At 70.5% G+C, this 26,719-nt stretch carries 25 protein-coding genes and 1 pseudogene; 15 read left to right on the top strand and 11 right to left on the bottom strand.

The features are described from left to right. A pseudogene (locus L6E10_RS13160) lies at positions 1-316 on the top strand (lytic polysaccharide monooxygenase); the annotation flags it as partial. Positions 317-396: 80 nt separating this feature from the next. After that, a complete protein-coding gene (locus L6E10_RS13155; protein ID WP_236219792.1) occupies positions 397-1,617 on the top strand; it encodes a ThuA domain-containing protein in 1,221 nt (406 codons plus the stop codon). On the opposite strand, the gene L6E10_RS13150 is transcribed toward L6E10_RS13155, so the two are convergent. Continuing rightward, positions 1,596-1,973, bottom strand: a complete 378-nt coding sequence (locus L6E10_RS13150; protein WP_236219791.1) for a hypothetical protein — start codon at positions 1,971-1,973, stop codon at positions 1,596-1,598. The two genes, L6E10_RS13155 and L6E10_RS13150, sit on opposite strands and share 22 nt — an antisense overlap. A 164-nt stretch (positions 1,974-2,137) precedes the next feature. Between L6E10_RS13150 and L6E10_RS13145 the strand changes: the two genes are divergently transcribed. Genes L6E10_RS13145 through L6E10_RS13125 form a run of 5 tightly spaced genes read left to right on the top strand, consistent with a single transcriptional unit; the run spans position 2,138 to position 5,920 of the window. Next, positions 2,138-2,611: a helix-turn-helix domain-containing protein gene (locus L6E10_RS13145; protein ID WP_236219790.1), complete on the top strand. Its 474-nt coding sequence runs from the start codon at positions 2,138-2,140 to the stop codon at positions 2,609-2,611. Between the two features lie 3 nt (positions 2,612-2,614). Then, entirely contained in the window at positions 2,615-3,127 is a 513-nt protein-coding gene (locus tag L6E10_RS13140) for an ImmA/IrrE family metallo-endopeptidase (protein WP_236219789.1), read from the top strand. A gap of 1 nt (position 3,128) precedes the next feature. Beyond that, positions 3,129-4,238, top strand: a complete 1,110-nt coding sequence (locus tag L6E10_RS13135) for an MAB_1171c family putative transporter (RefSeq protein WP_236219788.1) — start codon at positions 3,129-3,131, stop codon at positions 4,236-4,238. A 15-nt stretch (positions 4,239-4,253) separates the two neighbouring features. After that, positions 4,254-5,318 carry an ATP-dependent DNA ligase gene (locus L6E10_RS13130; protein ID WP_236219787.1) on the top strand — a complete coding sequence of 355 codons (1,065 nt, stop codon included), beginning with the start codon at positions 4,254-4,256 and terminating at the stop codon, positions 5,316-5,318. Beyond that, entirely contained in the window at positions 5,315-5,920 is a 606-nt protein-coding gene (locus tag L6E10_RS13125; RefSeq protein WP_236219786.1) for a YigZ family protein, read from the top strand. Before L6E10_RS13130 ends, L6E10_RS13125 begins: the two co-directional genes overlap by 4 nt. 141 nt (positions 5,921-6,061) lie before the next feature. Here L6E10_RS13125 and L6E10_RS13120 read toward each other — a convergent pair whose 3' ends face one another. Both L6E10_RS13120 and L6E10_RS13115 read right to left on the bottom strand, forming a co-directional pair. Next, complete coding sequence (locus tag L6E10_RS13120; RefSeq protein ID WP_236219785.1) at positions 6,062-8,665, bottom strand: exo 1,3/1,4-beta-D-glucan glucohydrolase; 2,604 nt, start codon at positions 8,663-8,665, stop codon at positions 6,062-6,064. 400 nt (positions 8,666-9,065) lie between these two features. Further along, positions 9,066-10,712: a glutamate--tRNA ligase gene (locus L6E10_RS13115; protein WP_236219784.1), complete on the bottom strand. Its 1,647-nt coding sequence runs from the start codon at positions 10,710-10,712 to the stop codon at positions 9,066-9,068. A 77-nt stretch (positions 10,713-10,789) separates the two neighbouring features. Here L6E10_RS13115 and L6E10_RS13110 point away from each other — a divergent pair, with 77 nt between their 5' ends. Together L6E10_RS13110 and L6E10_RS13105 are read left to right on the top strand one after the other, a co-directional pair. Then, complete coding sequence (locus L6E10_RS13110; protein ID WP_236219783.1) at positions 10,790-11,971, top strand: zinc-dependent alcohol dehydrogenase; 1,182 nt, start codon at positions 10,790-10,792, stop codon at positions 11,969-11,971. Positions 11,972-11,990: 19 nt separating this feature from the next. Continuing rightward, positions 11,991-12,611 (top strand): L-threonylcarbamoyladenylate synthase, encoded by a 621-nt coding sequence (locus L6E10_RS13105; protein WP_236219782.1) that lies wholly within the window; start codon positions 11,991-11,993, stop codon positions 12,609-12,611. Between the two features lie 72 nt (positions 12,612-12,683). Here the strand turns inward: L6E10_RS13105 and L6E10_RS13100 are convergent, their stop codons facing one another. Further along, entirely contained in the window at positions 12,684-14,507 is a 1,824-nt protein-coding gene (locus L6E10_RS13100) for a S8 family serine peptidase (RefSeq protein WP_236219781.1), read from the bottom strand. 238 nt (positions 14,508-14,745) lie between these two features. On the opposite strand from L6E10_RS13100, the gene L6E10_RS13095 reads away from it, so the two are divergent. Continuing rightward, entirely contained in the window at positions 14,746-15,705 is a 960-nt protein-coding gene (locus L6E10_RS13095; protein ID WP_236219780.1) for a hypothetical protein, read from the top strand. A gap of 327 nt (positions 15,706-16,032) precedes the next feature. Here the strand turns inward: L6E10_RS13095 and L6E10_RS13090 are convergent, their stop codons facing one another. Then, the gene (locus L6E10_RS13090; RefSeq protein ID WP_236219779.1) at positions 16,033-16,614 is read right to left on the bottom strand and encodes an NUDIX hydrolase; all 582 of its coding nucleotides are present in this window, start codon (positions 16,612-16,614) and stop codon (positions 16,033-16,035) included. 130 nt (positions 16,615-16,744) lie between these two features. On the opposite strand from L6E10_RS13090, the gene L6E10_RS13085 reads away from it, so the two are divergent. Next, complete coding sequence (locus tag L6E10_RS13085) at positions 16,745-17,845, top strand: helix-turn-helix transcriptional regulator (RefSeq protein WP_236219778.1); 1,101 nt, start codon at positions 16,745-16,747, stop codon at positions 17,843-17,845. A gap of 7 nt (positions 17,846-17,852) precedes the next feature. On the opposite strand, the gene L6E10_RS13080 is transcribed toward L6E10_RS13085, so the two are convergent. From L6E10_RS13080 to L6E10_RS13070, 3 genes are all read right to left on the bottom strand, one after another. After that, positions 17,853-18,296, bottom strand: coding sequence for a DUF6346 domain-containing protein (locus L6E10_RS13080; protein WP_236219777.1), 444 nt, complete (start codon positions 18,294-18,296; stop codon positions 17,853-17,855). 104 nt (positions 18,297-18,400) lie between these two features. Beyond that, positions 18,401-19,297: a ParB N-terminal domain-containing protein gene (locus tag L6E10_RS13075; RefSeq protein ID WP_090097838.1), complete on the bottom strand. Its 897-nt coding sequence runs from the start codon at positions 19,295-19,297 to the stop codon at positions 18,401-18,403. An 81-nt stretch (positions 19,298-19,378) separates the two neighbouring features. Further along, positions 19,379-19,771, bottom strand: a complete 393-nt coding sequence (locus L6E10_RS13070; RefSeq protein WP_236219776.1) for a CoA-binding protein — start codon at positions 19,769-19,771, stop codon at positions 19,379-19,381. A gap of 119 nt (positions 19,772-19,890) precedes the next feature. On the opposite strand from L6E10_RS13070, the gene L6E10_RS13065 reads away from it, so the two are divergent. Next, positions 19,891-20,313, top strand: a complete 423-nt coding sequence (locus L6E10_RS13065; RefSeq protein ID WP_236219775.1) for a YciI family protein — start codon at positions 19,891-19,893, stop codon at positions 20,311-20,313. A gap of 30 nt (positions 20,314-20,343) precedes the next feature. On the opposite strand, the gene L6E10_RS13060 is transcribed toward L6E10_RS13065, so the two are convergent. Beyond that, positions 20,344-21,072 (bottom strand): LysR family transcriptional regulator substrate-binding protein, encoded by a 729-nt coding sequence (locus L6E10_RS13060; RefSeq protein WP_236219774.1) that lies wholly within the window; start codon positions 21,070-21,072, stop codon positions 20,344-20,346. A gap of 56 nt (positions 21,073-21,128) precedes the next feature. On the opposite strand from L6E10_RS13060, the gene L6E10_RS13055 reads away from it, so the two are divergent. Beyond that, positions 21,129-21,491: a DUF5997 family protein gene (locus L6E10_RS13055; protein WP_236220110.1), complete on the top strand. Its 363-nt coding sequence runs from the start codon at positions 21,129-21,131 to the stop codon at positions 21,489-21,491. 16 nt (positions 21,492-21,507) lie between these two features. Here the strand turns inward: L6E10_RS13055 and L6E10_RS13050 are convergent, their stop codons facing one another. Then, positions 21,508-22,152 (bottom strand): maleylpyruvate isomerase N-terminal domain-containing protein, encoded by a 645-nt coding sequence (locus tag L6E10_RS13050; RefSeq protein WP_236219773.1) that lies wholly within the window; start codon positions 22,150-22,152, stop codon positions 21,508-21,510. Between the two features lie 79 nt (positions 22,153-22,231). Between L6E10_RS13050 and ligD the strand changes: the two genes are divergently transcribed. Next, positions 22,232-23,176 carry a non-homologous end-joining DNA ligase gene (gene ligD / locus L6E10_RS13045; protein WP_236219772.1) on the top strand — a complete coding sequence of 315 codons (945 nt, stop codon included), beginning with the start codon at positions 22,232-22,234 and terminating at the stop codon, positions 23,174-23,176. After that, positions 23,166-24,098: a DNA polymerase domain-containing protein gene (locus L6E10_RS13040; protein ID WP_236219771.1), complete on the top strand. Its 933-nt coding sequence runs from the start codon at positions 23,166-23,168 to the stop codon at positions 24,096-24,098. The genes ligD and L6E10_RS13040 overlap by 11 nt, the downstream gene beginning before the upstream one ends. A gap of 366 nt (positions 24,099-24,464) precedes the next feature. Here the strand turns inward: L6E10_RS13040 and L6E10_RS13035 are convergent, their stop codons facing one another. Further along, positions 24,465-26,681, bottom strand: coding sequence for a caspase family protein (locus L6E10_RS13035; protein ID WP_236219770.1), 2,217 nt, complete (start codon positions 26,679-26,681; stop codon positions 24,465-24,467). Between the last annotated feature and the right edge of the window lie 38 nt (positions 26,682-26,719).

The raw sequence follows: 26,719 nt of genomic DNA, 5'->3' as shown, positions 1-26,719 counted from the left end.
GATCTACACGGTCTGGCAGAACACGGACACGCCCGACACCTACTACTCGTGCACGGACGTCGAGGTCGCCGCACCGGCGGCACGGGTGGCGCCCGCTCCCGCGGCCCAGTCCGCACCGGCGACCGGAGCCCCGGTGAGCGCGTCCCCCACGCCGTCCGCACCGGGGTCGAGCGTCCCGGAACCCGTTCCGGTCGCGTCGAGCGCAGGACAGCCTCCCTCGAACGCGACGCGCCTCGGTCTCCCGGCCGTGGTCGCCGCGCTGGGCGGTCTCGTCGTGCTCGGCGGAATCATGTCGTGGCGTAGAAGGGTTCTGTGAACGTCCCGGTCCCCAACAGTTCCAGACCTTCCCTACGCTGATCTCCGGGCGCGCAACCCGCGAGACGAAGGTGTGCGTGAATGGCTCGAAAACTGTTGGTGTCACTGGCGATGATCGCCGCGGCACTCGTCCCGGCACCGGCCCAGGCGGCCCCGTTCAAGGTGCTGGCGTTCTACAACGGCACGTTCGACGCGGCGCACGTCGCGTTCGTGAACGAGGCGAACCCGTGGCTCACCCGTGCCGGTCAGGAGAACGGCTTCACCTACGAGGCGACGCGGGACTGGAACCGCCTGAGCACCCTCACCCCGGCCCAGGCGCAGGTCGTCGTCTTCCTCGACGACGCGCCCACCGGAGCCTCCGCGCGCGCCGGGTTCCAGCGGTACATGGAGCAGGGCGGCGCGTTCTTCGGCTTCCACGTAAGCGCGTTCACGCAGAACGCGAACGAGTGGTCCTGGTACCACAACACCCTGCTGGGCAAGGGGAACTTCGTCGGCAACACCTGGGAACCGACCACCGCGGTGCTGAAGGTGGAGAACCGGACGCACCCCTCGACCCTGCGCCTGCCGGAGCGCTTCACCTCGTCGGTCAGCGAGTGGTACAGCTGGTCGCGTGACCTGCGCACGAACCCGGACATCCAGGTCCTGGCGAGCGTCGACCCGTCGAGCTTCCCCCTGGGGACCGACCCGGACCAGCAGTGGCGCGGCGGCTACTACCCGATCATGTGGGCCAACCGGAACTTCAAGATGATCTACGCGAACTTCGGCCACAACGCGATGGACTACGTCGGCAACGTGCCGAAGTCGTCGACGTTCGCGAGTCCCGCGCAGAACGACTTCCTGGTCGACAGCCTGCTCTGGCTGGGCGGCGGCACCCCGCCGCCGCAGGACGGGTGGAAGACCGCCACCAACCGCGGCAACGGCAAGTGCGTCGACGCGCGGGCGGCGGGCACCGGCAACGGCACGGTCGTCCAGCAGTACACCTGCAACGGCACCACGGCGCAGAACTTCCGCGCGGTGGCGACGAGCGACGGCTACTCCCGGCTCGAGTACCGCAACAACCCGGCCAAGGTGCTCGACGTGAGCGACGTGTCCACCGCGGACGGTGCCGGCGTCCACCTGTGGGACCACGTCGGCGGCGCCAACCAGCAGTGGCGGATCACCACGGGTGCCGACGGCCACTCGACGCTGACGGCACGCCACTCCGGCAAGTGCCTCTCCGCCCCGCCGAGCGGCGCCGACGGCGTGCAGCTGGTCCAGGCGACCTGCGACGGGTCGGCGGCTCAGTCGTTCCGGCTGGCCTGAGGCCCGGTCACGACCACGCGTTCGCCCGGTCTCCCGGTGAAGGAGGCCGGGTCGGACGCGCCCAGGAAGCCGTACATGTCGTTGAGCTGGTGCAGCGCCTGCACCGCGTCCCGCCACACCGGGCACGGCCACGCCCGGTGGCGCCCGTACCAGGCACGGCACGACTTGCACCGGTGCCGCTCGTTCGGCTCGTGCACCCGCAGCAGGCCCCGCCACCACGGCAGCGCGTCACGGAGGCGCTCGCGCAGTTCGAAGACCTCGTGGGGCGACTCCGTCCGGGCGAGCTGGTCCATGGTCTCGTAGACGACGTCGACCACGGCCCGGTGGAAGGCTTCCTGTCGTTCAGCCAGTGCCATGTCCCGAACCCTCCGCGGCCTGGTGAGCGGGTGGACTGCCATGACCGTGCCCGCTCGCGCGGACACCCTCCGCAGTTGAGACAGGCACGGGTGGGAGTCTATGTTGGGCAAGAGCGGAGTTTCAACTGGCGAAAATCCACATCCCAGGTCTTCATTTTTCTTGGGTGGAGACCACGGCAAGCGCGACGGAGGGCCAGGCGATGGCGGGGGAACGGTCCCTGGCGGACAGGCTCAACCACCTCTTCGCACGCCACACCGCCCGCTCCGGCCAGGAGTACAGCAACGAGCAGGTCGCGGCCGCGATCGCCGGCACCGGCGTCACCATCTCCCAGAGCTACATCTGGCAGCTGCGCAAGGGCAAGAAGGACAACCCGACGTTCAAGCACCTGCAGGCACTGGCAGGCTTCTTCGGTGTGCCCGTGAGCTACTTCTTCGACGACGAGGTCACCGACCGCGTCGACGAGCAGCTGAAGTCGTTGCAGGACGAGCAGTCGCGTCTGAACGAACTCACCTCGGGCAGCGACGCACAGCTCATGGCGATGCGGGCGGGCGAGCTGTCGCCGGACCGCCGCCGCCTCGTCATGGAGCTGCTCGACGTCGTCTACCGACAGGAACAGGCCGAACGCGGCGAGGGATGACCCGTGCCAGAACGCGATCTGCGCAGGCGGTGCCGCCGCCTGCTGAACGAACTCGACATCCAGCCGCCGCTCGACGTCTCGGAGCTCTGCCGCCGGGTCGGTGACCAGCGCGGCAAGCCGATCCGGCTGATCGCGCACCCGATCCCGGTGCCCGGCCCCTACGGCGTGTGGATCGCCACCGCCAAGGCCGACTACATCCTGTACCAGCAGGAGACGTCGAAGGCGCACCAGAACCACATCATCCTGCACGAGCTGGGGCACCTGCTGGCCGGTCACACGAGCGACGAGCAGGACGACGACCTGCTCACGGGCCTCTACCCGGACCTCGCGCCGGACGCGGTGCGCAGGGCGTTGCGGCGCACCTCCTACGACTCCGAGCACGAACGCGAAGCCGAGACGGTGGCGACGATCATCCTGGAGTGGGCGTCGGTGCTCGACAAGGTGGCGCCGCGGGCCTCGGAGGGCCCCGCCCGGCGCATGTCGTCCTCGCTCGCCGACCGGCTGGGGTGGCTCTGACGTGGAGTACCTGAAGGAGACCCAGGGCATCGTCGCGTTCTCCGCGCTGGCGGTGACGCTGTACCTGCTGGTCCGCCGGCCGCGCGACCCCCGGCTGCGGTCGGTGACGGGTCTGGTCGCCGGCTGGGCCGTCGGCTACCCGTTCGGGCGGGCCGCGGCGAACGGGCGGTGGTTCCTCGGCCTCGACCCGATGGTCTGCCAGCTCGTCCAGCACTCGATGCTGCAGATCGGCGTGTACGGCCTGATCTGCTTCTTCATCTTCTCCGCGCTCGACGACGCGAGGGCGAAGCGCCAGGCGTTGCTGCAGCTCGTGCCGTTGGCGCTGTGCGTCAGCGTGATGACGTGGGCGGTGCTCGCGATCCCGGACGAGCTGCGCGTGGCGGCGGCCCGCGTGCCGAACTCGCTCGGCGGCGGGCCGACCGGCGTCCTCGCGATCACGGTGTTTTACGCGCTGGGCAACGGGTTCCTGCTCTACGGCTTCGCCACGATGTTCGTGTGGTCGCGGCGCTACGCCCGCGGCGCCGAGCCGAGGCTGCGCCGGGGCCTGCTGATCACCTCGACCGGCCTCGCGCTGCTGGTGCCCGCCGACGCGATCTTCGTGGCGTCGAACGTCTCCCGCTACTTCGGCGAGCCGCTCCCCCGCTGGCTGCTGACCACCGCGGTGTGGTTCCTGCTGCCGGGCGTGCTGTTCTGCGTCGTCGGCGTCATCTACCCGATCGTCGCGATGCGGATCGCCGCCACGAGGCTGTGGCTGCGCCACCTGCGCGCCTACCACCGCCTGGCTCCACTGTGGAGGCTGCTGCACGAGTCGTTCCCCGAGGACGCCCTGCACCGCGTGCCGTCGCGGCGGGACGCGTTCTCGCTGCGGGGCGTGCACCGGCGCTACTACCGGCGCGTGGTCGAGTGCCGCGACGGCCTGGTGCGGATCAGCCCGTACGTCGCCGAGACGCCGGAGGAGCTGCCGTTGTCCGAACGGCTGCGGGCCGGGCTGGAGGCGCGCCGCACGGGTGCGGTGACCCTGCGGCGGCCCATCGCGCTCGCGATCCCCGAGGACGACGGCATGGACGCGGACGTGCGGGAGCTCGAAAAGCTCGCGGTGTCCCTGCGCTGAGCTTATGGTCCCTCCGTGGACCTGCCCGTGATGCCGCCGGTGAAGCCGATGCTCGCGAAGTCCGTGCCCGAGCTGCCGCGCGGGGACGGCCTCGCCTACGAGCCCAAGTGGGACGGCTTCCGCTGCATCGTGTTCCGCGACGGTGACGAGGTCGAGCTGGGCTCGCGCAACGACAAACCGCTCACCCGCTACTTCCCCGAGCTCGTCGAGCTGCTCGAGCGGGCGCTGCCGCCGCGGTGCGTGGTCGACGGCGAGATCGTGCTGGTCACGCCGTCCGGGCTGTCGTTCGACACGCTGCAGCTGCGGCTGCACCCCGCGGCCTCGCGCGTCCGGAAGCTGTCGGTGGAGACGCCGGCGAGCTTCGTGGCGTTCGACCTGCTGGCCCTGGGCGACGCCGACGTGAGCGGGCTCCCGCTCGCCGAACGCCGCAGGATGCTCGAGGACGCCGTCACGGAGGTCCCGGGCTTCTACCTGACACCGTCCACGGCGGACCCGGAGGTGGCGCGGGACTGGTTCACGCGGTTCGAGGGCGCCGGGTTCGACGGGGTGGTGGTCAAGGCCCTGGACGGCGTCTACGAGCCCGACAAGCGCGTGATGTTCAAGGTGAAGCACGAGCGGACGGCCGACTGCGTGGTCGCGGGCTACCGGCTGCACAAGGACGGCGAGTCGGTCGGGTCGCTGGTGCTCGGGCTCTACCGCGACGGCGAGCTGCACAACGTGGGGGTGGCCAGCAGCTTCACCGCGGCCCGGCGGCGGGAGCTGGTCGAGGAGCTCGCACCGCTGCTCAACCCCTCCGAGCACCCGTGGAGCACGTGGGCGACGTACGAGGGGCCCGGCATGAACAGCCGCTGGAACCCCGACAAGCAGCTTCAGGTCGTGCTGGTGGAGCCGAGCCGGGTCGCCGAGGTGCGGTACGAGCACGTGCAGGGCGGACGGTTCCGGCACACGGCGCGCCTGGTGCGGTTCCGCCCCGACAAGGAACCCGCCGACTGCACGTACGAGCAGCTCGAGGAGGTGCCGCCCGCCGAGCTGGACGCCCTGTTCGGCGAGGCGGAGAGGCGGCGGACAATCGAGTCGTGAAGGTGATCAGGCGGGACGGCACGCACGAGATCGAGATCCAGCGGTCGCGGTTCCTGTGCCACGTCGCCCGCGTCACCTCCGACGCGGAGGCCTCGGAGTTCTTCGCCCGCGTGCGCAAGGAGCACTGGCAGGCCACGCACAACTGCACGGCGTTCCGGACGGCGGACACGCAGCGCTCGTCCGACGACGGCGAACCCGCCGGGACCGCCGGTGTGCCGATGCTGGAGGTGCTGACGCGGCGCGACCTGGTCGACACCGCGGTCGTCGTCACCCGCTACTACGGCGGGATCAAGCTGGGCGCCGGTGGCCTGGTCAGGGCCTACGGACGGGCCGTGTCGGAGGCCATCGACTCGTTGGGCACACTCACCCGCGAACGGCACGAGACCGTCCTTCTCGCCGCGGAGCACGATCAGGCGGGGAAGCTGGAGAACGCGTTGCGCGCGGCCGGGTACCACGTCGCCGGCACGGACTACGGCCATGACGTCACCTTCACCGTCCTCACGAAGGACCCGGACGGTTTCGAGGCCTGGCTCGCCGCTGCGACGGGCGGTGCGGTGACCGCCATCAGGGGCGAGCCCGTGGACCTCGACGTCGCCGGCTAGGACCGGTTCCCGGCCGTCCCCGGCCGGGTGGCGGACGCACCCGGTCGCGCACCACCGGAAGTCCGGCGTGCGCCTGCCGGGACCCCCGGATGAGAACGAGCCCCGCCGGCGGGTGCCGGCGGGGCTCGTCACGGTGGTGCTTTACGTGCAGGGAACGACGTCCGGGTCGGCGCCCGCCTTGGGCACCCACCTCACGTTCGCGAACGAGGCCTGGAACGCGCCGTCCGTGTAGACGAGGAACGGCGTGTTGACCAGCTCCAGGTCGAGCCCCTTGTCGGTGAAGCAGGAGACCGGCACCTTGACGGTCGCCTTCTGCCCGATCGGCAGGTTGCGGAACGCCTGCGTGGCGTCGATCTCCGCCAGGCACGGGTACACGCAGTGCGCGCTGATGACCGTGCGGTTGGCCGGGGCCTGGTGCACGATCACGTCGAACTGGATGGCCGCGTTGGCGTTGCCGTAGCCGCGCAGGTCGCTGGGCGCGGGGCTCTGCAGGTACATCTGGGCGGGGCCGGTGCCGGTCCACGTCGTCTTGAGCGCGTCCTGCTGGACGTTGACGTCGGACTGCACGACGTTGATCTCGGCGTGCGAGGCCTGGCCGTCGGGGCCGACCGCGGTGCCGCCCCAGTTCTCCGCCGAACCGATCATGCTCTGGTACGGCGCGACGTCCGTGCGGTTGAAGATCTCCAGGTCGTCGGTCGCCGTGCCGCCGCCGCCACCGGAACACAGGGCGCCGGGGCTGGTCTCGTCGAGCGTGCCGACGTTGCCGGTCTGCCAGTCGCGCAGGCCGTAGCCGAGCTGGAACAGCGGCTTCTTGGCGGGCTCACCGGGCAGCGCCGGGCAGGCCTCGCCCGGCCACGAGTAGGACAGCTTGCCGCTGAAGCCGTTGTGGCGGCCCTTGATCAGCAGGTCCGCGATGCCCTGGCCCTCGGTGCCCGGCAGCCAGGCGGCCACGAACGCGTCGGAGCGGTTGAGCTCCTTGTTCATGTAGAGCGCGCGGCCACCGACGTAGACGGTGATGACCGGCTTGCCCTTGCCCGAGACCTTGTCGAGCACGGCGAGGTCCTGCGGGTGCAGGCGGGCGGCCTCGAACGACCGCTTGCCGAGGTCGCCCACGCCCTCCGCGTACGGCGTCTCACCGATGACGGCGATGACGGCGTCGAACTGCGCCGGGTCGACCCCGTCCGCGGTCTCGGCGAACGTCACGTTGGCGGCGCCCAGGGTGTCCTGGATGCCCTTGAGGATGCTGGTGGCGTTCGGGAAGTCGGCGTTGGTGTTGCCGGTGCCCTGCCAGGACAGCGTCCAGCCACCCGTCTGGTTCGAGATGTTGTCGGCGCTCTTGCCGACCACGAGGACCTTGCTGCGCTTGGACAGCGGCAGCACGCGCTTGTCGTTCTTCAGCAGCACGGCGGACTCGCGCACGGCCTCGCGGGCCAGTTCCTTGTGCAGCAGCGCCTTCTGCTCACCCGCGTGCTCGCGCAGCGAGGGCTTCGGGGCCTCGAACACACCGGCGCGCAGCTTGACGCGCAGGATGCGGGTGACGGCGTCGTCGATGCGGGCCATCGAGATCTCGCCGGCCTCGACCTGGGCGATCGTGTTGCTGATGAACGCCTTCCAGTCGTTCGGCACCATGATGATGTCCATGCCGGCGTTGATGGCCTGCGCACAGCTGGAGTTGGTGCAGCCGGTGACCTGGCCGATGCCGTTCCAGTCGGAGACGAGCAGGCCGTCGAAGCCCATCTTCTCCTTGAGGATGCCGGTCTGCACGTACTTGCTGCCGTGCACCTTGCCCTCGTTGATGACGTCGTTCGTCCAGCTGTTGAACGAGATCATCACCGTCTGCGCACCGGCGGCGAGGGCACCGTAGTAGCCCTGGCCGTGCACGTTGATCATCTTCTGCTCGCTGGACGGGTTGACGCCCTGGTCCTTGCCGCCGAGCGTGCCGCCGTCACCGAGGAAGTGCTTGGCGGTGGCGATCACGCCGTCCTCGCCGATGCGCTTCTTCGCGTTGTCCTGCAGGCCCTTGACGGCCTCGTAGCCGTAGGCGCGGGTGATCCGCGGGTCCTCGGAGAAGCCCTCGTAGGTGCGGCCCCACCGGTCGTCCTCGACGACCGCGAGCGTCGGCGCGAACGCCCAGTCCTGGCCCGTGGCCCGGATCTGCTCGGCGGTCGCGGCGCTGATGTCGCGGACCAGGCAGGGGTCGTGCGCCGCACCGAGACCGATGTTGTGCGGGAACACCGTCGAGCCGAAGACGTTGTTGTTGCCGTGCACCGCGTCGATGCCCCAGATGACGGGGATCTTGGTGCGCGACTGCTTCGAGGCCTCGAAGTAGGCGTCGGCCAGCGCGAGCCAGTCCTGCGGCGTGGCGCGCTTGTTGCCGCCGGGGAAGCTGCCGCCACCGTTGAGCACGGAGCCGAACCCGTAGGTCTTGACGTCCTCCGCCGTGATCGCGGCGATCTCGGGCTGCGTCATCTGGCCGATCTTCTCGGCCAGCGTCATGTCCTCGAGGATCGCCTTGATGCGGGCCTCGTCCTTGCGGTCGCCCTTGAGCTGGCTCTCGACCTTCGGCCAGTCCTTCAGCGTGGGCAGGGACTTCTCGATGCGGGCGCACCCGTGCTCGGTCTTGGGCTGCCCGATGACCGTCTGCTTCGGTCCGTGCCGCTGCGCTTCCTGCGCGACGGCGGCCGAGGTCGCGCTGGCGGCGAGCGTCAGCCCCAGCACTGCGGCGAGAGTGCTTCTCCATTGCATGCCGCCGATCCTCAACGGCGTGTTGCGTCCACGTCAATGGGAACGCTCTCACGACTTTGTTCCGGAACCGTTCAGGAGGAAGTTCCCTCATCGGGATTGTTCGGTCGTGTGCGGTTTTGGTGGCTGGCTGAGGAATGGGGTGGGCGGGCACGTGTGCGGCTGGCGGGTCGGCCAGCGGAGGAGTCGGCCGCAGGTCAGAGCCGCGTGATCGGACGGGCTCGGGCAGGACCGGCTCGTCGGTTCGGCGGACGGCCATATGTCCGTCCCGGGTTTCGCCGATGCGGACGTCGTCCGGGGTTTCCTTCGCCACGGCGGGAAACATGCGTGCCCGATGAGAAGACGTCGCGGATGAACGACGGCCCCCGGCTCCGTGGGGAGCCGGGGGCCGTCGAGGAGGTGGTCAGCCCGCGAGGGCGCGGACTCGGCGCAGGACCTCGTCGGTGCCGAGGGTGCGGGCCACGGCGTGCAGGTCCGGGCTGGCCTTCGAGCCCGTCAGGGCGACGCGGATCAGCTGTGCGGCCTCGCGGATGGAGCCCGGGTAGGCGTCCGGGTTCTTCTTGTACTCCTTGGGGTTCGGCGCGAAGCCGTGCTTGGTGGCGAGTTCGCGGATCTGGCCGAACCACTCCTGGCCGTCCTCGAGGTCGGCGTAGCCGTCGGCGAAGTCGGAGGCGAAAGCGGCGATCAGCTCCGGGGACAGGCCACCGAGGCGCTCGTCCGCGCGGTCGGAGACCAGCGGGAAGAGCGACGGGAAGAAGAAGCCGTAGGCCGTGCGGAAGTCGGACCACTTGCGGAGGTCCTTGCGCGGGTTCGCGACCTCCGGGCCCCGCTCCACCCGCAGGGCGGCGAGGGCGGCGTCGCGCTCGGTCTCGAGGACCGTCACGAGCTCCGGGTCGTAGGTCCGCGCCCACTCCGAGACGCGGGAGATGATCTCCTCGCCGGAGAGCGTGGCCACGTAGTCGGCGCAGATGTCGTCGAGCTTCACGAGGTCGACCAGGGGGCCGGCCACGCCGCACTCGGCGAGCGAGATCGGGGCCTGCAGGGCCTCGGCCAGCGGGAGCTCGGCCAGGCGGGCGTTCACCAGGCCGCGCATGTAGTACCGCACGGCCTCGGCCGGGAAGCCCGCCTCGATGAAGAACTCGACGGAGGCCTCGGGGTCCTTGCGCTTCGAGAGCTTGCGGCGGGAGCCGCCCTGCTGCTTCATCAGCGGCGCGATGTGGGCGTACTCGACGCGCTCGAAGCCCAGGGCGTCGAAGAGCTGCAGGTGGGTCGGGACCGAGGAGATCCACTCCTCGCCGCGGATCACCAGGTTCACGCGCATCAGGTGGTCGTCGACGGCGTGCGCGAAGTGGTACGTGGGCAGGCGCGGCGACTGGTCGGACGCCTTGAGGATGACGACGTCGTTGCGGTTGGCCTCGTGCTCCAGCTCGCCGCGGATCGCGTCGGTGAACCTCGTGCGCTCCCCCGCCTTGCCCGGCGAGCGGAAGCGGACGACGTACGGACGGCCCGCCTCGAGCGCCTCGGCGACGTCCTCGGCCGTCTTGTCGCGCCAGATCGCCCAGCGGCCGTAGTAGCCGGTGGGGAGCTTCGTGGCCTGCTGGCGGGCGGTGATGTCCGCGAGCTCGTCCTTCGTCGCGAAGCAGAGGTACGCCTTGTCCTCGCGGAGCAGTTCGCGCACGTACGTCAGGTAGATCTGCTCGCGCTGCGACTGGTGGTACGGGCCGTACGCGCCCACGGCGTCGGCCTCGTCGGGCTCGATGCCGAAGTAGGCGAACGCCCTGGTGAACTGCTCGACGGCGCCCTCGACCTCACGCGCCTGGTCGGTGTCCTCGACGCGCACGATGTACGAGCCACCGGAGTGGGACGCGACGTCGCGGTCGATCATGCCGACGTACAGGCCGCCGATGTGCAGGAACCCGGTCGGCGACGGGCCCAGGCGGGTGACCTTCGCGCCGTCGCCCAGGCCGCGGGGTGGGTACTGCTCCTCCCAGTGGGACGGCTCGGGCAGGTCCGAGGGGAACAGGGCGTCGACGACGGCACGGTCGAGCATCGCTGAAGGTCTCCAAAACCGGGGAAAGAAAGTCCTCCCAGGTTATCAATGCCGACCGCCGGGGAAAGCCACTGGGCATGAAGGCAGTCACTTGGCACGGCAAACGAGACGTCCGGGTCGACAGCGTGCCCGACCCGATCCTCAAGGAGCCCGAGGACGTCATCGTGAAGATCACGTCCAGCGGCATCTGCGGGTCGGACCTGCACCTCTACGAGGTCCTCGGCCCGTTCCTGACCGAGGGCGACATCCTCGGGCACGAGCCGATGGGCATCGTCGAGGAGGTCGGGCCGCAGGTCACCGACGTCAAGCCCGGCGACCGGGTGGTCATCCCGTTCAACGTCTCCTGCAACACGTGCGCGATGTGCACGGACGGCCTGCAGAGCCAGTGCGAGACGACGCAGGTGCGCGAGCACGGCTCGGGGGCCGCGCTGTTCGGCTACACGAAGCTCTACGGCCAGGTCCCCGGCGGGCAGGCGGAGTACCTGCGCGTCCCGTTCGGCAACACGCTGCCGATCAAGGTGCCGGAGGGCCCGCCGGACGACAGGTTCGTCTACCTCAGCGACGTGCTGCCCACGGCGTGGCAGGCGGTCGAGTACGCGGACGTCCGCCCCGGGTCGACGGTCGCCGTCCTCGGTCTCGGTCCGATCGGCGACATGGCCTGCCGGGTCGCGCGGCACCGCGACGCGCGCGTCATCGGCATCGACCTCGTCCCGGAGCGCCTGGCCCGCGCGAAGGCCCGCGGCATCGAGACCGTCGACCTGCGCGGCGCCGGCAAGCGCCTCACCGAGGTCGTCCGCGACCTCACGAAGGGCCGCGGACCCGACGCCGTGATCGACGCGGTCGGCATGGAGGCCCACGGCGCGCCCGCGGCCAAGATGGCGCAGCAGCTCACGGGCCTGCTGCCGGACGCGGTGGCGCAGCGGTTCATGAAGGAGGCCGGCATCGACCGCCTCAGGGCCCTCTACAGCGCGATCGACATGGTGCGCCGCGGCGGCACGATCTCGATCGTGGGCGTCTACGGCGGCATGGCGGACCCGATGCCGATGCTGACCATGTTCGACAAGCAGATCCAGCTGCGCATGGGCCAGGCGAACGTGTGGCGCTGGGTGCCGGAGATCCTGCCCCTGCTCACCGACGACGACCCGCTGGGCGTGGACGACTTCGCGACGCACCGCCTGCCGCTCGAGGACGCCCCGAAGGCGTACGAGACGTTCCAGAAGAAGAACGACGGCATGGTCAAAGTGCTGCTCAAACCTTGATCGGCATATCCTGCCCCGCATGGCCAAGTACCTGGACGTCCACCCGGTCAACCCGCAGAAGCGCGCCATCGACCAGGCCGTGCGGATCCTGCAGGAGGACGGCCTGATCGCGTACCCGACGGACTCCTGCTACGCGCTCGGCTGCCGCCTGGGCAACAAGGACGGCATCGACCGCATCCGGGAGATCCGCAAGCTCGACGACAAGCACCACTTCACGCTGATGTGCGAGAACTTCGCGCAGCTCGGCCAGTTCGTGGTGGTGGACAACGCCGTGTTCCGCGCGGTCAAGGCCTCCACGCCCGGCAACTACACGTTCATCCTGCCCGCGACGAAGGAGGTGCCGCGCCGCATGATGCACCCGAAGAAGAAGACGGTGGGCGCGCGCATCCCCGACCACCCCGTGACGCGGGCGCTGCTCGAGGCGATGGGCGAGCCGCTGCTCACGTCGACGCTGCTGCTGCCGGACGAGGCGGAGCCGCTCGTGCAGGGCTGGGAGATCAAGGAACGCCTCGACCACGTGGTGGACGCGGTGATCGACTCCGGGGAGTGCGGCACCACGCCCACCACGGTGGTGGACTTCTCGAGCGGTGAGGCCGAGATCATCCGCTACGGCGCGGGCGACCCGGACCGCTTCGAGTAGCGGGGGGACGGTCGTGCGACGGGAGACGGTGGCGGCCGAGGCCGCCACCGTTCCCTGTGGACGGAGCTGCGACTACGACACGACGAGCGCGTAGTCCGCGTCCGTCGCCGCCGTCTCCACGTGACCGTCCACGTTGACCGCGGTCGCGATGACCTCGACGGTCCACGTGCCCGCCGCGGCCGTCTGGACCAGCACGTTCTCCACGGTGTCGACGGTGTTCGCGGAGCCGCCGGACGTGGACCAGTTGCCGGCCAGCAGGCCGTTGTTGCCCCAGTAGACGGTGCCGTTCGGGGCGGTGACCTTGAGCGTCAGGTCGTTGACGGTCGCCTTGGCCGCGGTCGGCGAGCCGGCCGGGTCGGTGTAGGCGAGCGTGGCGCGCAGCGGCGTCTGGCCGTTGGACGTCACCGTGTACTTGCGCGTCTGGCCGGTGGTGACGAGGTCGGTCTCGTTCACGAGCACCGGCAGCTTCCAGCCGCCCGCCTTGGCGCGGTCGTAGAGGTTGCGGACGGACGCGGTGCCCCAGCCCTGGTGCGTGCGGGTCTGGTCGTGCGTGGTGCCGGAGAACGCGTGCTGGTCCGCGGTGTTGATCAGCAGCGCCTTGGCGGTCGCGGCGTGCGGGCGCGCGGCGAAGACGTCGCGGCCCTTGCCGGGGCCGCCGTCGAACACGCCGTCGGCCCACATCTGGAACAGCAGACCGGCGTTGCCGCAGGTGATCGGCGTGGCGCCGGAGGTGCCGCCGAACGACGTGGTGTAGGCGGTGTCGCTGGTGGAGGTCGTGGTGTCGATGCGGTCGTAGAAGTTCGACAGCTCCGGCTTGATGCGGCCGTCCGCGGCGGGGCCGATCGACGCTCCGCCGTTCCACTTGTCGTCGGTCCGCGAGGCGGTGTTGTAGTGGTAGTGGCCGCCGACCGACAGCACGTTCTTCGCCCACGCCTGCGGGCGCGAGCTGCGGGTGCCCGCGTTGCTCTGCGACTGGCAGATCAGGATGTCGTGGTCGAACACGATCCGGTCCATCTGCTGCGAGATCGAGTTGTACGACGTGGTCAGCGCGTCGCCCCAGCTGTTGCTCTGGAACACCGCGCGGTACTGGCCGGCCGGGTCGACGAGCTGCTGGGTGTGGGCGTAGCGGTCACCGGAGCCGTAGATCGCGAAGATGCCCTGCGCCTCGGGCAGCAGGCCGCGGTGCGCGGACGAGACGCCGGACGCGAAGATCTGCCCGTACGTCGACGTGCCGTGCGAGGTGCTCGTGGAGTTGCCGGTGTGCATCAGCGGCGGACGCGCGCGGAACTCCTGGTGCGTGGTGCGCAGGCCGCCGTCCATCACCTCGCCCCGCACGCCCCTGCCCCGGTAGCCACCCACGCTCTCGACGTAGTTGGCGCCGGAGGACTCCCGTGAGATCGCCATGTCCGTCTGCGGTGCCGACACGGGGTCGATCGCGATCACGGCGGGGTGCTTCGCGAGTTCCGCGGCCTGGCCCGCGTCGAGCGTCGCCATGAGGTGCTCGCGGCTGGCGGAGATGGAGTTCACCTTGCCGCCCAGCGACTTCACCCTGTCGGCGACGGCCCTCTGGTCGCGCTCGTCCTGCTCGACCAGGGTGATCAGGTAGTCCGACGACCCGTTCAGGGCCATGATCCGCGGCTGGGCCTGGAACGGCGTCACCTCCCGCACGTAGCTCAACCGGGCGACACGGGCGGTGGTCGTCATGCGGGCGAGGTAGGTGCCGTCCTGGACGAACGCGCCGAGCCGCACCCCGAGGCCTTCGAGCTGGTGGCGCTGGGCATCGGACAGGGTGTCGCGGAACTGCAGCAGGTAAGCGCTCTCAGCCGGCGCCGCCACGGCGGGAACGCCGCTGATCAGCGCGAACGCCGACACGACTGACAAGATTGTGCGCAGCACGAATACAACCTCCATCGGCAGGGATGGCGGTGACCGGAGGAAGTCACCGCCCGTGACCAGCACATTACCGCGAAACACCTGGTCAGGACATCAGTCGTTCGGCGGTGATCATCCAGCGGGACGGCTGGGAGAATCCTTTCGGCGCCGGAATTCACGTTCACCCGGATGGTGCACCGGGGGTAACGTCCGATCAGGTAAGCCCGACATGCCCGGCAAAGCATTTCCGCGCGGAGGACGGATGCCTGTCTCACCTGAGCAGCTCATGGAAGAACTGCGCACCCTGTGCCGGGGGCGCGGTGTGCAGACCCCCGGTGTCGACTTCCACGTCGGACCGGCGCTGCGCCAGGTGTGCGGCATCACCGAGACAGACGGCGCGGAAGCCGTGCGGACGAGGCTGCGCGACTGGGTGGTGAACGCGGTGCGCGGTTTTCCGGCCGAGGTCCGCAACGCCGTTCTGGCACCTCTCGGACTGCACGACGAAGCGCAGTTCCGGTTCCTCAACGAACGCATCGAATGGCTTGCACGGCAACAGGACCGCGGTGCGCGCACAGTGCGCAGGAGGATGGATGCCGGGCTGCAGCGCCTGGTGGAGGTTGCGCTGCAGCCGGCCCCTACGACGACGCACATGACGCCGTCGGAACTGTGGCACGTCAAGGAGTTCGACGCGCTGTTGAAGCTGGACGGCCCGACGCCCGCGTGCACCGAGCGCCGGACCGTCGTGGCGGACACCGATGGTGTCAACGAGATCGCGTGGTCGATCACGATCCCCGCCCCCACGCCCGACGGCGCTCCAGGTGACCTGGACGTGGAGGTCTTGCACGGGGTGGAGCTGATCGGCCACGAACGTCCGTCCCCACGGCGTTTCCTGATGAAGCTGCGGTTGCCCCGACCCCTCAACGCGGGACAAACGCACCAGTTCGCACTCGAGGTGCGGGTGCCACGAGGACAGTCCATGCGTCCGACCTACGTGTTCTGGCCGGAGCGGATGTGCGAGTCGTTCCGGTTGCGCGTGCGCTTCGACCGGGACGACCTCCCGGCGTCGGTGTGGCGCGTCGAGGAAGCCCTCGCACGCGACACCGATGACCTGACGCCTTGGCCGCAAACGCTGCCGCTGGACGAGATCGGTGAGATCGACGTGCAGTTCCCACATCCTCGTCAGGGCCGCGGCTACGGCGTGCAGTGGACGCCACGCGGATAGCCGGAGACGGTCAGATCATCTCGGTGCAGAAGTGCGGTTCCACGGCTGACACCTCCCTCCGATGGTCAGGGAGAACCGCAGCCCGATGTCGAGTCAGAGCACCGTCGCGATGAAGACACTGCCGGCCATGAATCCCACGAAAAGGCAGATCGTGGCAACTTTCACGACGGTGGCGAGTGAGCAGATCATTCTCATCGAGAAATTCACCTCCTCATTCTGACTGGCTTATCGGGCTGATGTTCTCGCCGATGCACCAAGAGTGGCTTTCCGCCAGTCGAATGAGAACGGGTTTCCTGTTTCCTCCGCAATGAGGAAACCCTGGAAACGCTATTTCTGAGCAGTGCGGCGCAGTGCCATCACGAGCAGCGCGTGCGCACTGCCGGCGTGCGGGAGCATGCCCTGCCGGACCAGGTCGAGGGCGTGGCAGAACGGCATCGTCCGCACCCGCAGGTCGGCCTCGCCGGGCTCCAGCGACGGCTCCCCCTGCGTGAGGTCCGTGGCCAGGAAGATGTGGTCGACGTGGTTGCTGAGGCTGTCGGCCCCGTGGATCTGCCCGAGCCGCTCCCAGGTGGCCGCGCGCAGGCCGGTCTCCTCGGCGAGCTCGCGGCGTGCCGCGGCCAGCGGGTCGTCGTCCGCCTCGTCGACGGCACCCCCGGGCAGGCGCCACTCGGTGCCGCCGTGCGTGTAGATCCACTGGCGGGTCAGCACGACGTGGTCGTCGTCCTGGATCGCGAGGACCGTGACCGATCCCGGCGCCACCACGTGCGTGTACGTGCCGTGCCCGCCGTCGGGTCTGACGACGCTGTCGGAGCGAACCTCGAACCACTGCGACCGGTGGACCACGTTGGTCGCCAAGCGCTGCCAGACCATCACCACACCAGCCGCCTCGTCGGACCGCGTCATCACCATGACTCACATGGAACCACCGGCAACCGCTCCGATTGCTCCCAGTTGATCGTCAATCAACGGCCAAAAAATGGACATTGCGCATTCGGGTGTTTGACGGCCCCCACACTTCCGGGCGGAGGGGGTGAAGCCGTTGTCGCCCACGTTCGCCCAGGAGGTTCGCCGCCTGCGCAACGAGCGCGGGTACTCGCTGAGCCAGATGACCGGCCTCGTACCGTACAGCAAGGGACACCTCAGCAAGATCGAACGCGGCCAGGTCAACCCGAATCCCGAAATGGCGAAGCTGTTCGACGCGGCCCTCGACGCCGGCGGCCGTCTGATCGAGCTGGCCGACGCCCCGGCCCGGCCGGTCCAGAGCGACCACAGCACCCTGCTGACCTTCGACTCGATGTTCGACCACCACCGCGCCCTCGGCCACCGCCTGAGCCCCGAGCTGGTCCTGGCGAGCCTGCGCCCCCAGGTGGAGGCCCTGAGCGCCCTCGCCCGCTCCGCCGACGACCCGGCCCTCGGCCGGGGCCTGTGGCTGCTCGCGGCGAAGTACGCGGAATACGCGGGCTGGATGGAACAGGAACGCGGCGACGACGCCTCGGCGGCGGAACTGACGAAACTCGCCGTGCACTACGCGCACAAAGGCGGCGACCTCGACCTGGAGGCCTACGCCTACGTGCGGGCCTCGGAATTCGCCCTCTACCGGGGCGACGCCCACGCCACCGTCCGCTACGCGCGCAAAGCGGCCAAATCCCGTTCCAGCGCCGTGAAAGCGGTCGCCGCCCAGCGCGAAGCCCAGGGGTTCGCCCTCGCCGGGGTCGCCGACCGCTGCCAGGAAGCCCTGGACCGGGCAGCGGAACTGCAGCGGACCGTCAGCGACTCGCCCTACGGCACAACCAGCCTCGTGGACCAGGTGGCCATCGCCCGCGCCTGGTCGTTCCACGACCTGGGCCGGCACGCCGAAGCGGCGGCCATCCTCGACGCGCAGATGCCGCTGATCGCACCCGCCGCCCTGCGCGCCCGGACCCGCTTCGGCCTGCGCCGCGCCCTGGCCCACGCCGAGGCGGGCGACGTGGACCACGCCTGCTCGCTGGTCGTCGAGCTGCTGGACGACATCCGGCAGGTGCGGTCCGCCACCGTCCACATCGACCTGACGGCGTTCAGCAGGTTGTTGTCCCGCCTGCGTCCTGCGGCGGGGCGCGAGGTCGCCGGTGAGATCAGCGAGATCCTCTTCGCCCAGGTGTAGTGACCAATCAGGTTGTTGACGGCGTGTCGGGCAGCGTCTGGTGCCGTTCCGGGAAGGCGGGAACGGCGATCTTCGCCCACGCGAGGAGGAACAGGATCGCGAAGACGAACGTGCACAACCAGCCGACGAAGACCTGCGGTCGTTCGTCCGGCTGCACCTGCGACCGCCGCTGGGTGTGGGCGGCGTACTCCTCGCCGATGTCCGACGGGCCGAGCCAGCCCGTCACGGTCGACGTGCTCGTCGTGCCGCTCTTGGCCCGCAGCTCGACCAGGCACTCGTGGTAGAAGCCGAAGCCCCGCAGGGCCACGGGCCCCTGGCGCTCGCAGGACTTGGCCACCGCGACCAGCGTGGCGTTCGACAGGTCGCCGGGCGCGGCCTTGTCCCAGAAGAAGTTGAAGATCGTGGCGCCGAGCAGGTAGCCGAGGAACGGGACGAGCAGAAAGGCGAACACGCGGTGCACAACCTTCATGAGTCCTGTGGCTTCCTTCTCCACGGGGTTGGGCTGTACAGGCCAATCGTCGTTGATCGGCCTGCACGGCGCCGCCACCGGGCGACCTAGACCGCGGTCCGCCGTCCTTCCTGCTCCAGCGCCTCCGCCATCTCCACCCACGCCTCGGCGCACCCGCGAGCCATGTCCGCCACCAGCTCACGGCAGTGCGAGGGCACCCCGGACACCACGGCGGCCCACTCCCCCGAAGACACCGCGTGCGCCTCCAGCCACCGCAGCACCAGGCGCCCGTGCTCGTTGAAGCGCAGCGAGGGGTCCCGGCGCAGGATCGGCAGGGTGGCCCCGGGATCGCGGACCTCGGTCCGTCCCGCGGGCAGCACCGCCTCGGCCCGTTCGGCGGCCCGCATCCGCTCCGGCACGGGGTCCAGTCCGGCGCTCAGCCGCCGCCGGACGTCACGCACGGTTCCCGGCGACACCCCGGCCGCACGGGCGATGTCGCGCAACGACGCGTCGGGCCGTTCGGCGACGAGCCGCCCGGCCAGGCGGCGGCCCGCGGCGGAGTTCACGGGCCGCGACTTGCCGTCCCGGCCCACCCGGACGGCGGCCTGGCCACCGACGGCCCGGCGCAGGACGCCGACCGACTTGGCGGCCAGGCCGGTGACGGCGGCGATCGCGCGGTCCGACCACTGCGGGTGCGAGCGCAGCAGACGCCGGGCGGCGGCCTCGCGGTCGGCGGTGGAGAGCGTCGCCAGGTTCAGCGACACGGAGAGCCCGAACAGGTCCTCCACGGGGCCGTCGACGTACTCGACCTCGACGGAGCGGCAGCCGCGCAGGACGGCGGCCTTCAGGCGGTGGGTCCCGTCGACGACCTTCATCGTCGAGCGGTGCACCACTATCGGTGGCAGGTGGGCGCCGGACGACGCCAGCGAACGGATGAAATCATCGTTGTGGCCACGAGTCCGCGGCGAGTCCGCGGGTCGCAGCGCCGTGATGTCGACGAGCATGCGAAACCAAGCCCCCCAGGCTGATTCGGCCCTCGGAACCCCCAGGTGTCCGAGAACTACCCAGGCAGGTTAGCCAGTTGTTCAACGGGAGCGCCACTCGATCGCGGGACAAACGTCCATCACCATGCGCAACCCCGCGGCGCGGGTGCGCTCGTACGCCTCGTCGTCCACCACGCCGAGCTGGAACCAGACGGCCTTCGCGCCGATGGAAACGGCCTCGTCGGCGAACTGGCCCGCGTCCTGCGAGCGGCGGAACACGTCCACCACGTCGACCTCGAACGGGATCTCGGCCAGGGACGCGTAGCCCGGCTCGCCGTGCACGGTCTCGGCCGACGGGTGCACCGGCACGATCTTCTTGCCGCGTTGCTGCAGGAAGCGGGCCACGCCGTGGGCGGCGCGGGACGGGTTGTCCGAGAGCCCCACGATGGCCCAGACCTGGCAGTTCTCGAGGATCCAGTCGACGTCTTCGCGCATGCCTTCCACACTAACCCCGTGACGCCGGTCACATATCCGCTCCGCCGGTCGAAACGGCCGGGCCGCCGATCGACGCAGGGGTGGAAACGCACCGGACGCACCAGGCAGAGGAGATCGAGATGCGGTTCATGGTCATCGTCAAGGCCACCCCGGAGACCGAGGCCGGCGTGATGCCGACGACCGAGGAGCTCGCCGCGATGGGCGACTTCAACGAGGAGCTCGTCAAGGCCGGCGTGATGCTCGCGGGCGACGGCCTCCACCCCAGCTCGAAGGGCGTGCGGGTCGCGTTCGACGGCAAAGGTGCGACGACGGTCGTCGACGGGCCGTTCACCGAGAGCAAGGAGCTGATCGCGGGCTTCTGGATCTGGGAACTGCCGAGCCTGCAGGACGCCGTCGAGTGGCTCAAGAAGGCCCCGTTCACCAACGGCGAGGTCGAGATCCGCCAGGTCCACGGCGACGAGGCGTTCGGCGAGGCGCTCACGCCGGAGCTCAAGGCCCAGGAGGACCGCCTGCGCGAGCAGATCTCCGCCCGGAACCAGTAGTCCGGCGGCTCCGGACCCGGTGGTGCCGGCTCAGCGGCCCCGGCGGGGTTTCGCGCGCTTGGCCTGCTGCTTCTGCTTGGGCTGGGACGCGGCACCCCGTCGCTGCTGCTGCTTGGCCGGCTGCCGGGGAGCCTGCTGCCGCTTCCCGGCGGGTTCCGGCGCCGGTCCGCGGGTGCTGTTGACCGTGCGGCCGCGCACGATGCCGATCAGGTGCTCGACCAGCTCGGGGTTCTCGTCGCGGATCGGGAACGACAGCGCGACGCGGGACTGCGGCGCGTCCGTCAGCGGCACGTGCTTCAGGTCCTTGCGGTGGTGCAGGCGCGCCAGCGACTGCGGCACGACCAGCAGCCCCACGCCCGCCGCGACGATCTCGACCGCGTCCGCGGTGGACTCCGGCCGTTCGACGGGCGCCTGCCCGGGCACCACGTCCCACTCGAGCGTGTCGTCGAGCGGCTGCCACAGCACGTGCCCCGCGAGATCCACAAGGGACAGTTCGTCGGCGGCCGCGAACTCGTGGTCCTTCGGGAACACGACCACGGTCGTCTCGGTGTAGAGCGGGATGGCGTGCAGGTCCTCCCGGTCGCCGGGGAGCCTGAGCAGCGCGGCGTCGGCCTCGCCCGCCCGCACCCTGCCCGCGGCCTCGGCGGCGGGCACCTGGACGAGGGTCAGCTCGGTCTCCGGCAGGCGGTCCTGCCAGACCCGTGCCCACTTGCCCGGCGTCACGCCTGGGACGTACGCGAGCGTGAACGATCCGGTCACGTGCTGAGGCTACCGGACGAGCCCGTTACCCTTTCCGCATGAAGTCGCAGCAGACCATGAAGCCCGCCACCGCCGCCAAGAAGCTCGGCGTGTACCTCGAGGCGACGCCCGAGGAGTTCCAGGCGGGCGTCGTGTCGCGCGACGAGCTGAACGAGTTGCAGGCGAACCCGCCGCAGTGGCTGGCGGACCTGCGCCGCAACGGCCCGCACCCCAAGCAGCTCATCGCGCAGAAGCTCGGCATCTCGACGTCGGCCCTCGTGCGCGCGGGCATCACCGAGGCACTGACCACCGACCAGATCAACGCGATCAAGGACGAGAACCCGGACTGGCTGGTGCGCGAGCGCGCCACCTACAAGGAGTTCAAGGCCGAGGAGGCCCGTCTCGCGGAGAAGGCGCGTCTCGAGGAGCAGGAGAGCTGACCGGGCCCCTGCCGCGCTAGCCGAGCACGTACGGGATCCGCCGTTCCCCCAGCTCGGCGCGTTCCGCGGCGGTCGCGGCGCGCCGTCCCGTTCCCACCAGCAGCACGTCCACGTCGGACCACGTCGCGGGGAACGCCCCGGCGACCCGTTCGAGCACCTCGCGGCACCTCGCGAGCGCGTCGGCGGGCGGTCCGGCAACGTGCGGCAGGTGCGCGACCAGGTCGAGGTGGTGCAGCGTCCACTCCCAGACGTAGGCGTTCAGGTAGCCGGCCGTGCACAGCACCCTGTCCTGGGTGCTCACCTTGAGCGTCGGGTCGGCGAGGCCGGCCGCGCGCAACGCCGCCTGTCCCACGTCGCCGACGTGGTGCTTCAGCATCCACGGCTCGCCGTACGCGGCGGCGAGCCGCACGGTCAGCGCGGCCAGCGGGTCGTCGGCGGCGGGTTCGTGCGAGACCTTCCAGTACGTCACCTCGTCGTGCGTCACGGGGTCCGCGGTGGGCGTCACCAGCGTGATCAGCACGTCCTGGGCGTCGATCACGAGGTGGCACACCAGGTCGCGCACCAGCCAGCCGTCGCAGCCGGACGGGCGGGCGAAGTCGTCGACGCCGAGGTCGCGCACCGCTCCGAGAAGCGCCCCCAGCGCTCGCGAAAAGAGATCCACACCAGCAAACTACCCACGCCATGCCGGTGCAAGCGTCGTTTGCGCTGAGGAAACGCCGCGCAACGGTTAGGTTGGGCGCATGGGCAAGTCCCCGGCTGTGGAGCTCGAGGTGGAGGACCGCGTCGTGCGGATCTCCAACCCCGACCGCGTCTACTTCCCCGCTCGCGGCGAGACGAAGCTGGACCTCGCGCGCTACTACCTGTCCGTCGGCGACGGCATCGTCCGCGCCCTGAGGGAACGGCCGTGCATGCTGCACCGCTTCCCCGAGGGCGTCACGGGCGAGAAGGTGCACCAGAAGAGGCTCCCGAACGGCGCCCCGCCGTGGGTGCGGACCGTGCGCGTGCACTTCCCGCGCTACAACCGCCACGCCGACGAGCTCAGCGTCACGCACCTCGCCGACGTGATCTGGGCCGTGCAGATGTCCACTGTGGAGTTCCACCCGTGGAACTCGCGCGCGGCGGACACGGAGAAGCCCGACGAGTGGCGCATCGACCTCGACCCCGGACCCACGTGCACGTTCGACCGCGTGCGCCGGGTCGCGGGCGTCGTGCGGGAGGTGCTGGCCGAGCTGGGGGCTGTCGGGTTCCCGAAGACGTCCGGGTCGAAGGGCCTGCACGTCTACGTGCGGATCAAGCCGGACTTCGGCTTCCAGGACGTGCGCAAGGCGGCGCTGGCGTTCGCGCACGAGGTCGAACGCCGCGCGCCGGACGACGTGGAAACCGCGTGGTGGCGCAAGGACCGCGACCCGGCGCTGGTCTTCGTGGACTACAACCAGAACACGCGCGACCGCACGATCGCGAGCGCGTACTCGGTGCGCGGCTTTCCCGAGGCGACGGTGTCGACGCCGATCCGCTGGGACGAGATCCCGGACGTCGACCCGCGCGACTTCACGATCGCCACCGTGCCGGAGCGCTTCGCCGAGCTCGGCGACCTGCACGCCGGCATCGACGACGCGGTCTGGTCGATCGAGCCGCTGCTGGAGTGGGCCGCCCGCGACGAACTCGAGGTTCCCGATGAGCACTAGCCCGCTGAAGTTCTCGTCGCTCGACCAGCCGCTCTTCGGCGGCCTGCTCAAGGGTGACCTGGTGGAGTACCTGGACTTCGTCGCCGACAGGTTCGTGCCGGTGCTCGCCGGCCGGCAGCTGTCGGTGTGGCGGATCCTGCGCGGGCAGGACCCGTTCATGCAGAAGAACGTCCCCAAGTACACACCTGACCACGTGCGGACCGTCGAGGTCTGGGCGGAGGCGTCGCACCGCAAGATCCGCTACGCCGTGTGCGACGACAAGCAGACCCTGATGTGGTTCGCGAACCAGCGCGCCGTCGAGTACCACGTGCCGCTCTACCTCGGCGACCACTTCGGCGACGACCACCACCAGACCCACATGGTGCTCGACGTGGACCCGCCCGAGGGCGCCGGCTTCGACGTCGTGGTGTCGTCGGCCCTGCTGATCCGGGAGGCTCTGGCGGCCGCCGGGCTGGAGGGCCTGGTGAAGACCAGCGGCGCCAAGGGCGTGCACGTCTTCGTGCCGCTGGAGGAGCACTCCCCCGACGACGTGGCCGCCGCGACCCGTGCCGTGGCTGCCCGCGCGGAGAAACTGGACCCGGACCTCGCGACCACGGCTTACATCCGCGCCGAGCGGGGCGGCAAGGTGTTCCTCGACTCGACGCGTGCCTGGGGCGCCACTGTGGTGGCCGCTTACAGCCCGCGGTTGCGCGAGGGCCTGCCCATCTCGTTTCCGGTGCCTTGGGAGTCGTTGCGGGACGTCACGCCCGCTGATTTCACCGTCCGGTCCCGGTTCGAGGGGGATCCTTGGCGTGAGCTGATGCCCGGGGCGCAGCGGTTGCCCGCGGATCTGATCGCTGAGGGGCACATGATTCCGGTGGCTCGGGTCGTGGCCATGCATGAGGGGAAGCGGCGGAAGCGGGAGCGCGAGGGGCAGGGGTAAGGGGCGGGGCGGCTCCGCGTCGCGCGGGTGGGGCTGCGCCGGGGTGCACGACCATGCGTGATGGCGGTCGTGCATGCGATGTCCGCCGTGCGCGCAGCGGAGGCCGTGCGCGCAGCGGAGGCCGTGCGCGCGATGGCAGCCGTGTGCGCAGCGGAGGCCGTGCGCGCGACGCCTGCCTTCTGCTCCAACCGAGCTGTGCGCGCGACGCAAACCGTGCGCGCCATGCCGCGCCTTCGACACGAGAACAGCCGTGCGCGTAGCGCCAGCCGTGCGCGCGACACCTGCCCACCGCCCACCCGAGCCGCGCACGCGACGCCGACCCACCACAGCTCCCCGCCCAGCCAGCACCCAGCTCAGCCACCCCACTCAGCGGCCACGCGCGAAGTAGGCGATCACCGCCGCCGCCAAAGGCAACGTCACGTGCGCCACGCTGACGAACGTCGGCTCTGAAGCGGACACGAAGTCGTTGGCCCGCACGACCAGCCCGGCCGCCACGGCAGCGCACGCGGCGAACCTGGCCATCCCACCCGTCAGGACCACGATCAGCGGGACCACCACCAGCGCCGCCAGGCTCGCGTGCGTGACGTACGGCGGCACCTCGGCCGTCAGCATCAGCACCGCGTCCAAGAGCAGGAGCCCCGGCGCGACACCTCCCGGCCACGCCCGGTCACGCCACAGGCGGAACACCGCGAGACACGTCAGAGCCACCGCCAGCACGACGAGGGTCACGTCCACGGCGTCGCCGTTGATCGACACGAGGTCCGAAGCCGACGCGGCCACCACGTAGACGCCGACCGCACCCAGCCCGCCCCCGGCGATCCCGAGCCACGACGACGAGGTGGCGGCGACGGCCGGCACCACCGCGGCCAGGCCGAAGGCGATCCACGTGAAGGCCTCGGTGCCGCTGAGCAGTCCGGTCACGCCGGCCAGCAGGCCGAGGGCTGCGCCGGGGACCCACGGGTGGTCGCAGCACGTCATCGCGAACACCGCCGCGACCAGCGCCCACGGCCACACGGCGGCGAACACGAAGGTGTGCGGGCTGGTGTCGCCCAGGTTGCCGAGGACGCCTCCGGACACCGTCGCCAGGCCGATGACCAGCAGCGCCAGGGCGAGGCCCGCACCGAGGCGCGGCAGTACGGCGAGGAACTGTCCGGCAGCGGGGGCCGCGACCGGTGTGCCGGTGTGCGAGGGCGGTGGCGACGCTACGGGCAGGGGCGCCACGGGCGGGGGTGAGACCGGCTTCGGCTTCTCGGAAGTGGGGCGAGGCTTCCGCGGCTTCTCCCCCAGTGCCTCGGCCGCGGCGGCCGCCACCATCCGGCTGTCGTCCTCCGTCAGCCGCCGCAACGCCAGGCGCGCGGCCAGCACGCGGCCCTCGTGCGCCACCGAGAGCATCCGCCGCAGTTCCGGGACGGCGCCCGCGCGCACGCCCGGCAGCGCGTGGTCGAGGGCGTCCTGCAGTTCGGCGGGGAGGGCGGCGGGGACCGAGACCGGGCGGGCGCGGCGGGCTATGCGCAGGTCGCCGCGGACGTCGAGCATCCACTTGCCCGGGGTCTGGTGCGGGGTCACGCGGCGGACGCGGTCGTAGACGTACTCGTAGAGCTCGTCGAGGCCCACGTGGCCGTCGTTGTCGCGGTCGGCGTCGCCGGACTCCAGGCCCTCGACCAGGGCCGCGGTGAACACGGACGGTTCGCCCTCGGAGGTGTCGGCGACGGTGGCGCCCTCGAAGGCGTACTCCATGGACGACGAGGCGGTGATGACGGCTCGGCCGCGGCCTCCGAAGTGTTCTTCGAGGCTCACCGCGCCGCCCGCCCTCGCGACCATGCCGCGGCCGAACGCGCCGGAGTAGCAGCAGTCCAGCAGGAGCACGATGCGGCGCGAACGGGAGCGGTTCATGCGGCGGGCCACGAAGTCCGCGGCCACGGCGGTGCCCGCCAGGCGGGCGAGCTTGGTGCTGGAGGTGGCGAAGTGCAGCTCGCCGGCCTCGTCCTTCACGCCGTGGCCGGAGAAGTGCAGGACCAACAGGTCGTCGGGCTCGCGGTCGGCGAAGAAGTCGTCCACGGCCTCGGTGATCTCCGAGGCCGAGGAGTTGATCAGGGTGCGCACGTGGAAGCCGCCCACGTTCGGGTCGGCCAGCACCTCGCCCAGGCGGGCGGCGTCGTGGGCGGGCGCGCGCAGCGAGGACAGGCCCGGGTCGGCGAACTCGTAGCTCGCGATGATCAGCGCGTAGCGGTGCAGGTGGCGGCCGAGCCACGCGGAACGGCGCGCCAGCTCCTCCTCGGTGGGCGCGCCGGTGAGCTCCAGCGCGTCGCCGTCGGCCTCGACGGTCACCGAACGTTCGCGGCGCTGGCCGAGCCACGCCGACACGGCGTTGATCAGCGCCGCCAGGACCGTGGACTGGGAGACGGTGGTGAGCAGCGTGCCGAGCTCGTTCCAGTCGACGGCCTTGGAGCCCTCGGGAGCCTCGCCGGCGGCTCCGGGAACGGGTGCGAAGTCCTGGAGCTCCGACCGCAGGAAGGCGGTGAGCTGCTCGATGCGCTCGTCGTCGGCGCCGTCTTCGTGGATGCGCAGTGTGACGTGGGTCATAACGGCCTCCTATGAGAGGAGGTCGTTCGTCAGGGGTG

It is taken from the genome of Lentzea sp. CC55 (assembly GCF_021056325.1).
GTDB classification, from domain to species: Bacteria; Actinomycetota; Actinomycetes; order Mycobacteriales; family Pseudonocardiaceae; genus Lentzea; species Lentzea jiangxiensis.
This window is presented reverse-complemented; position numbering and strand designations above follow the sequence as displayed.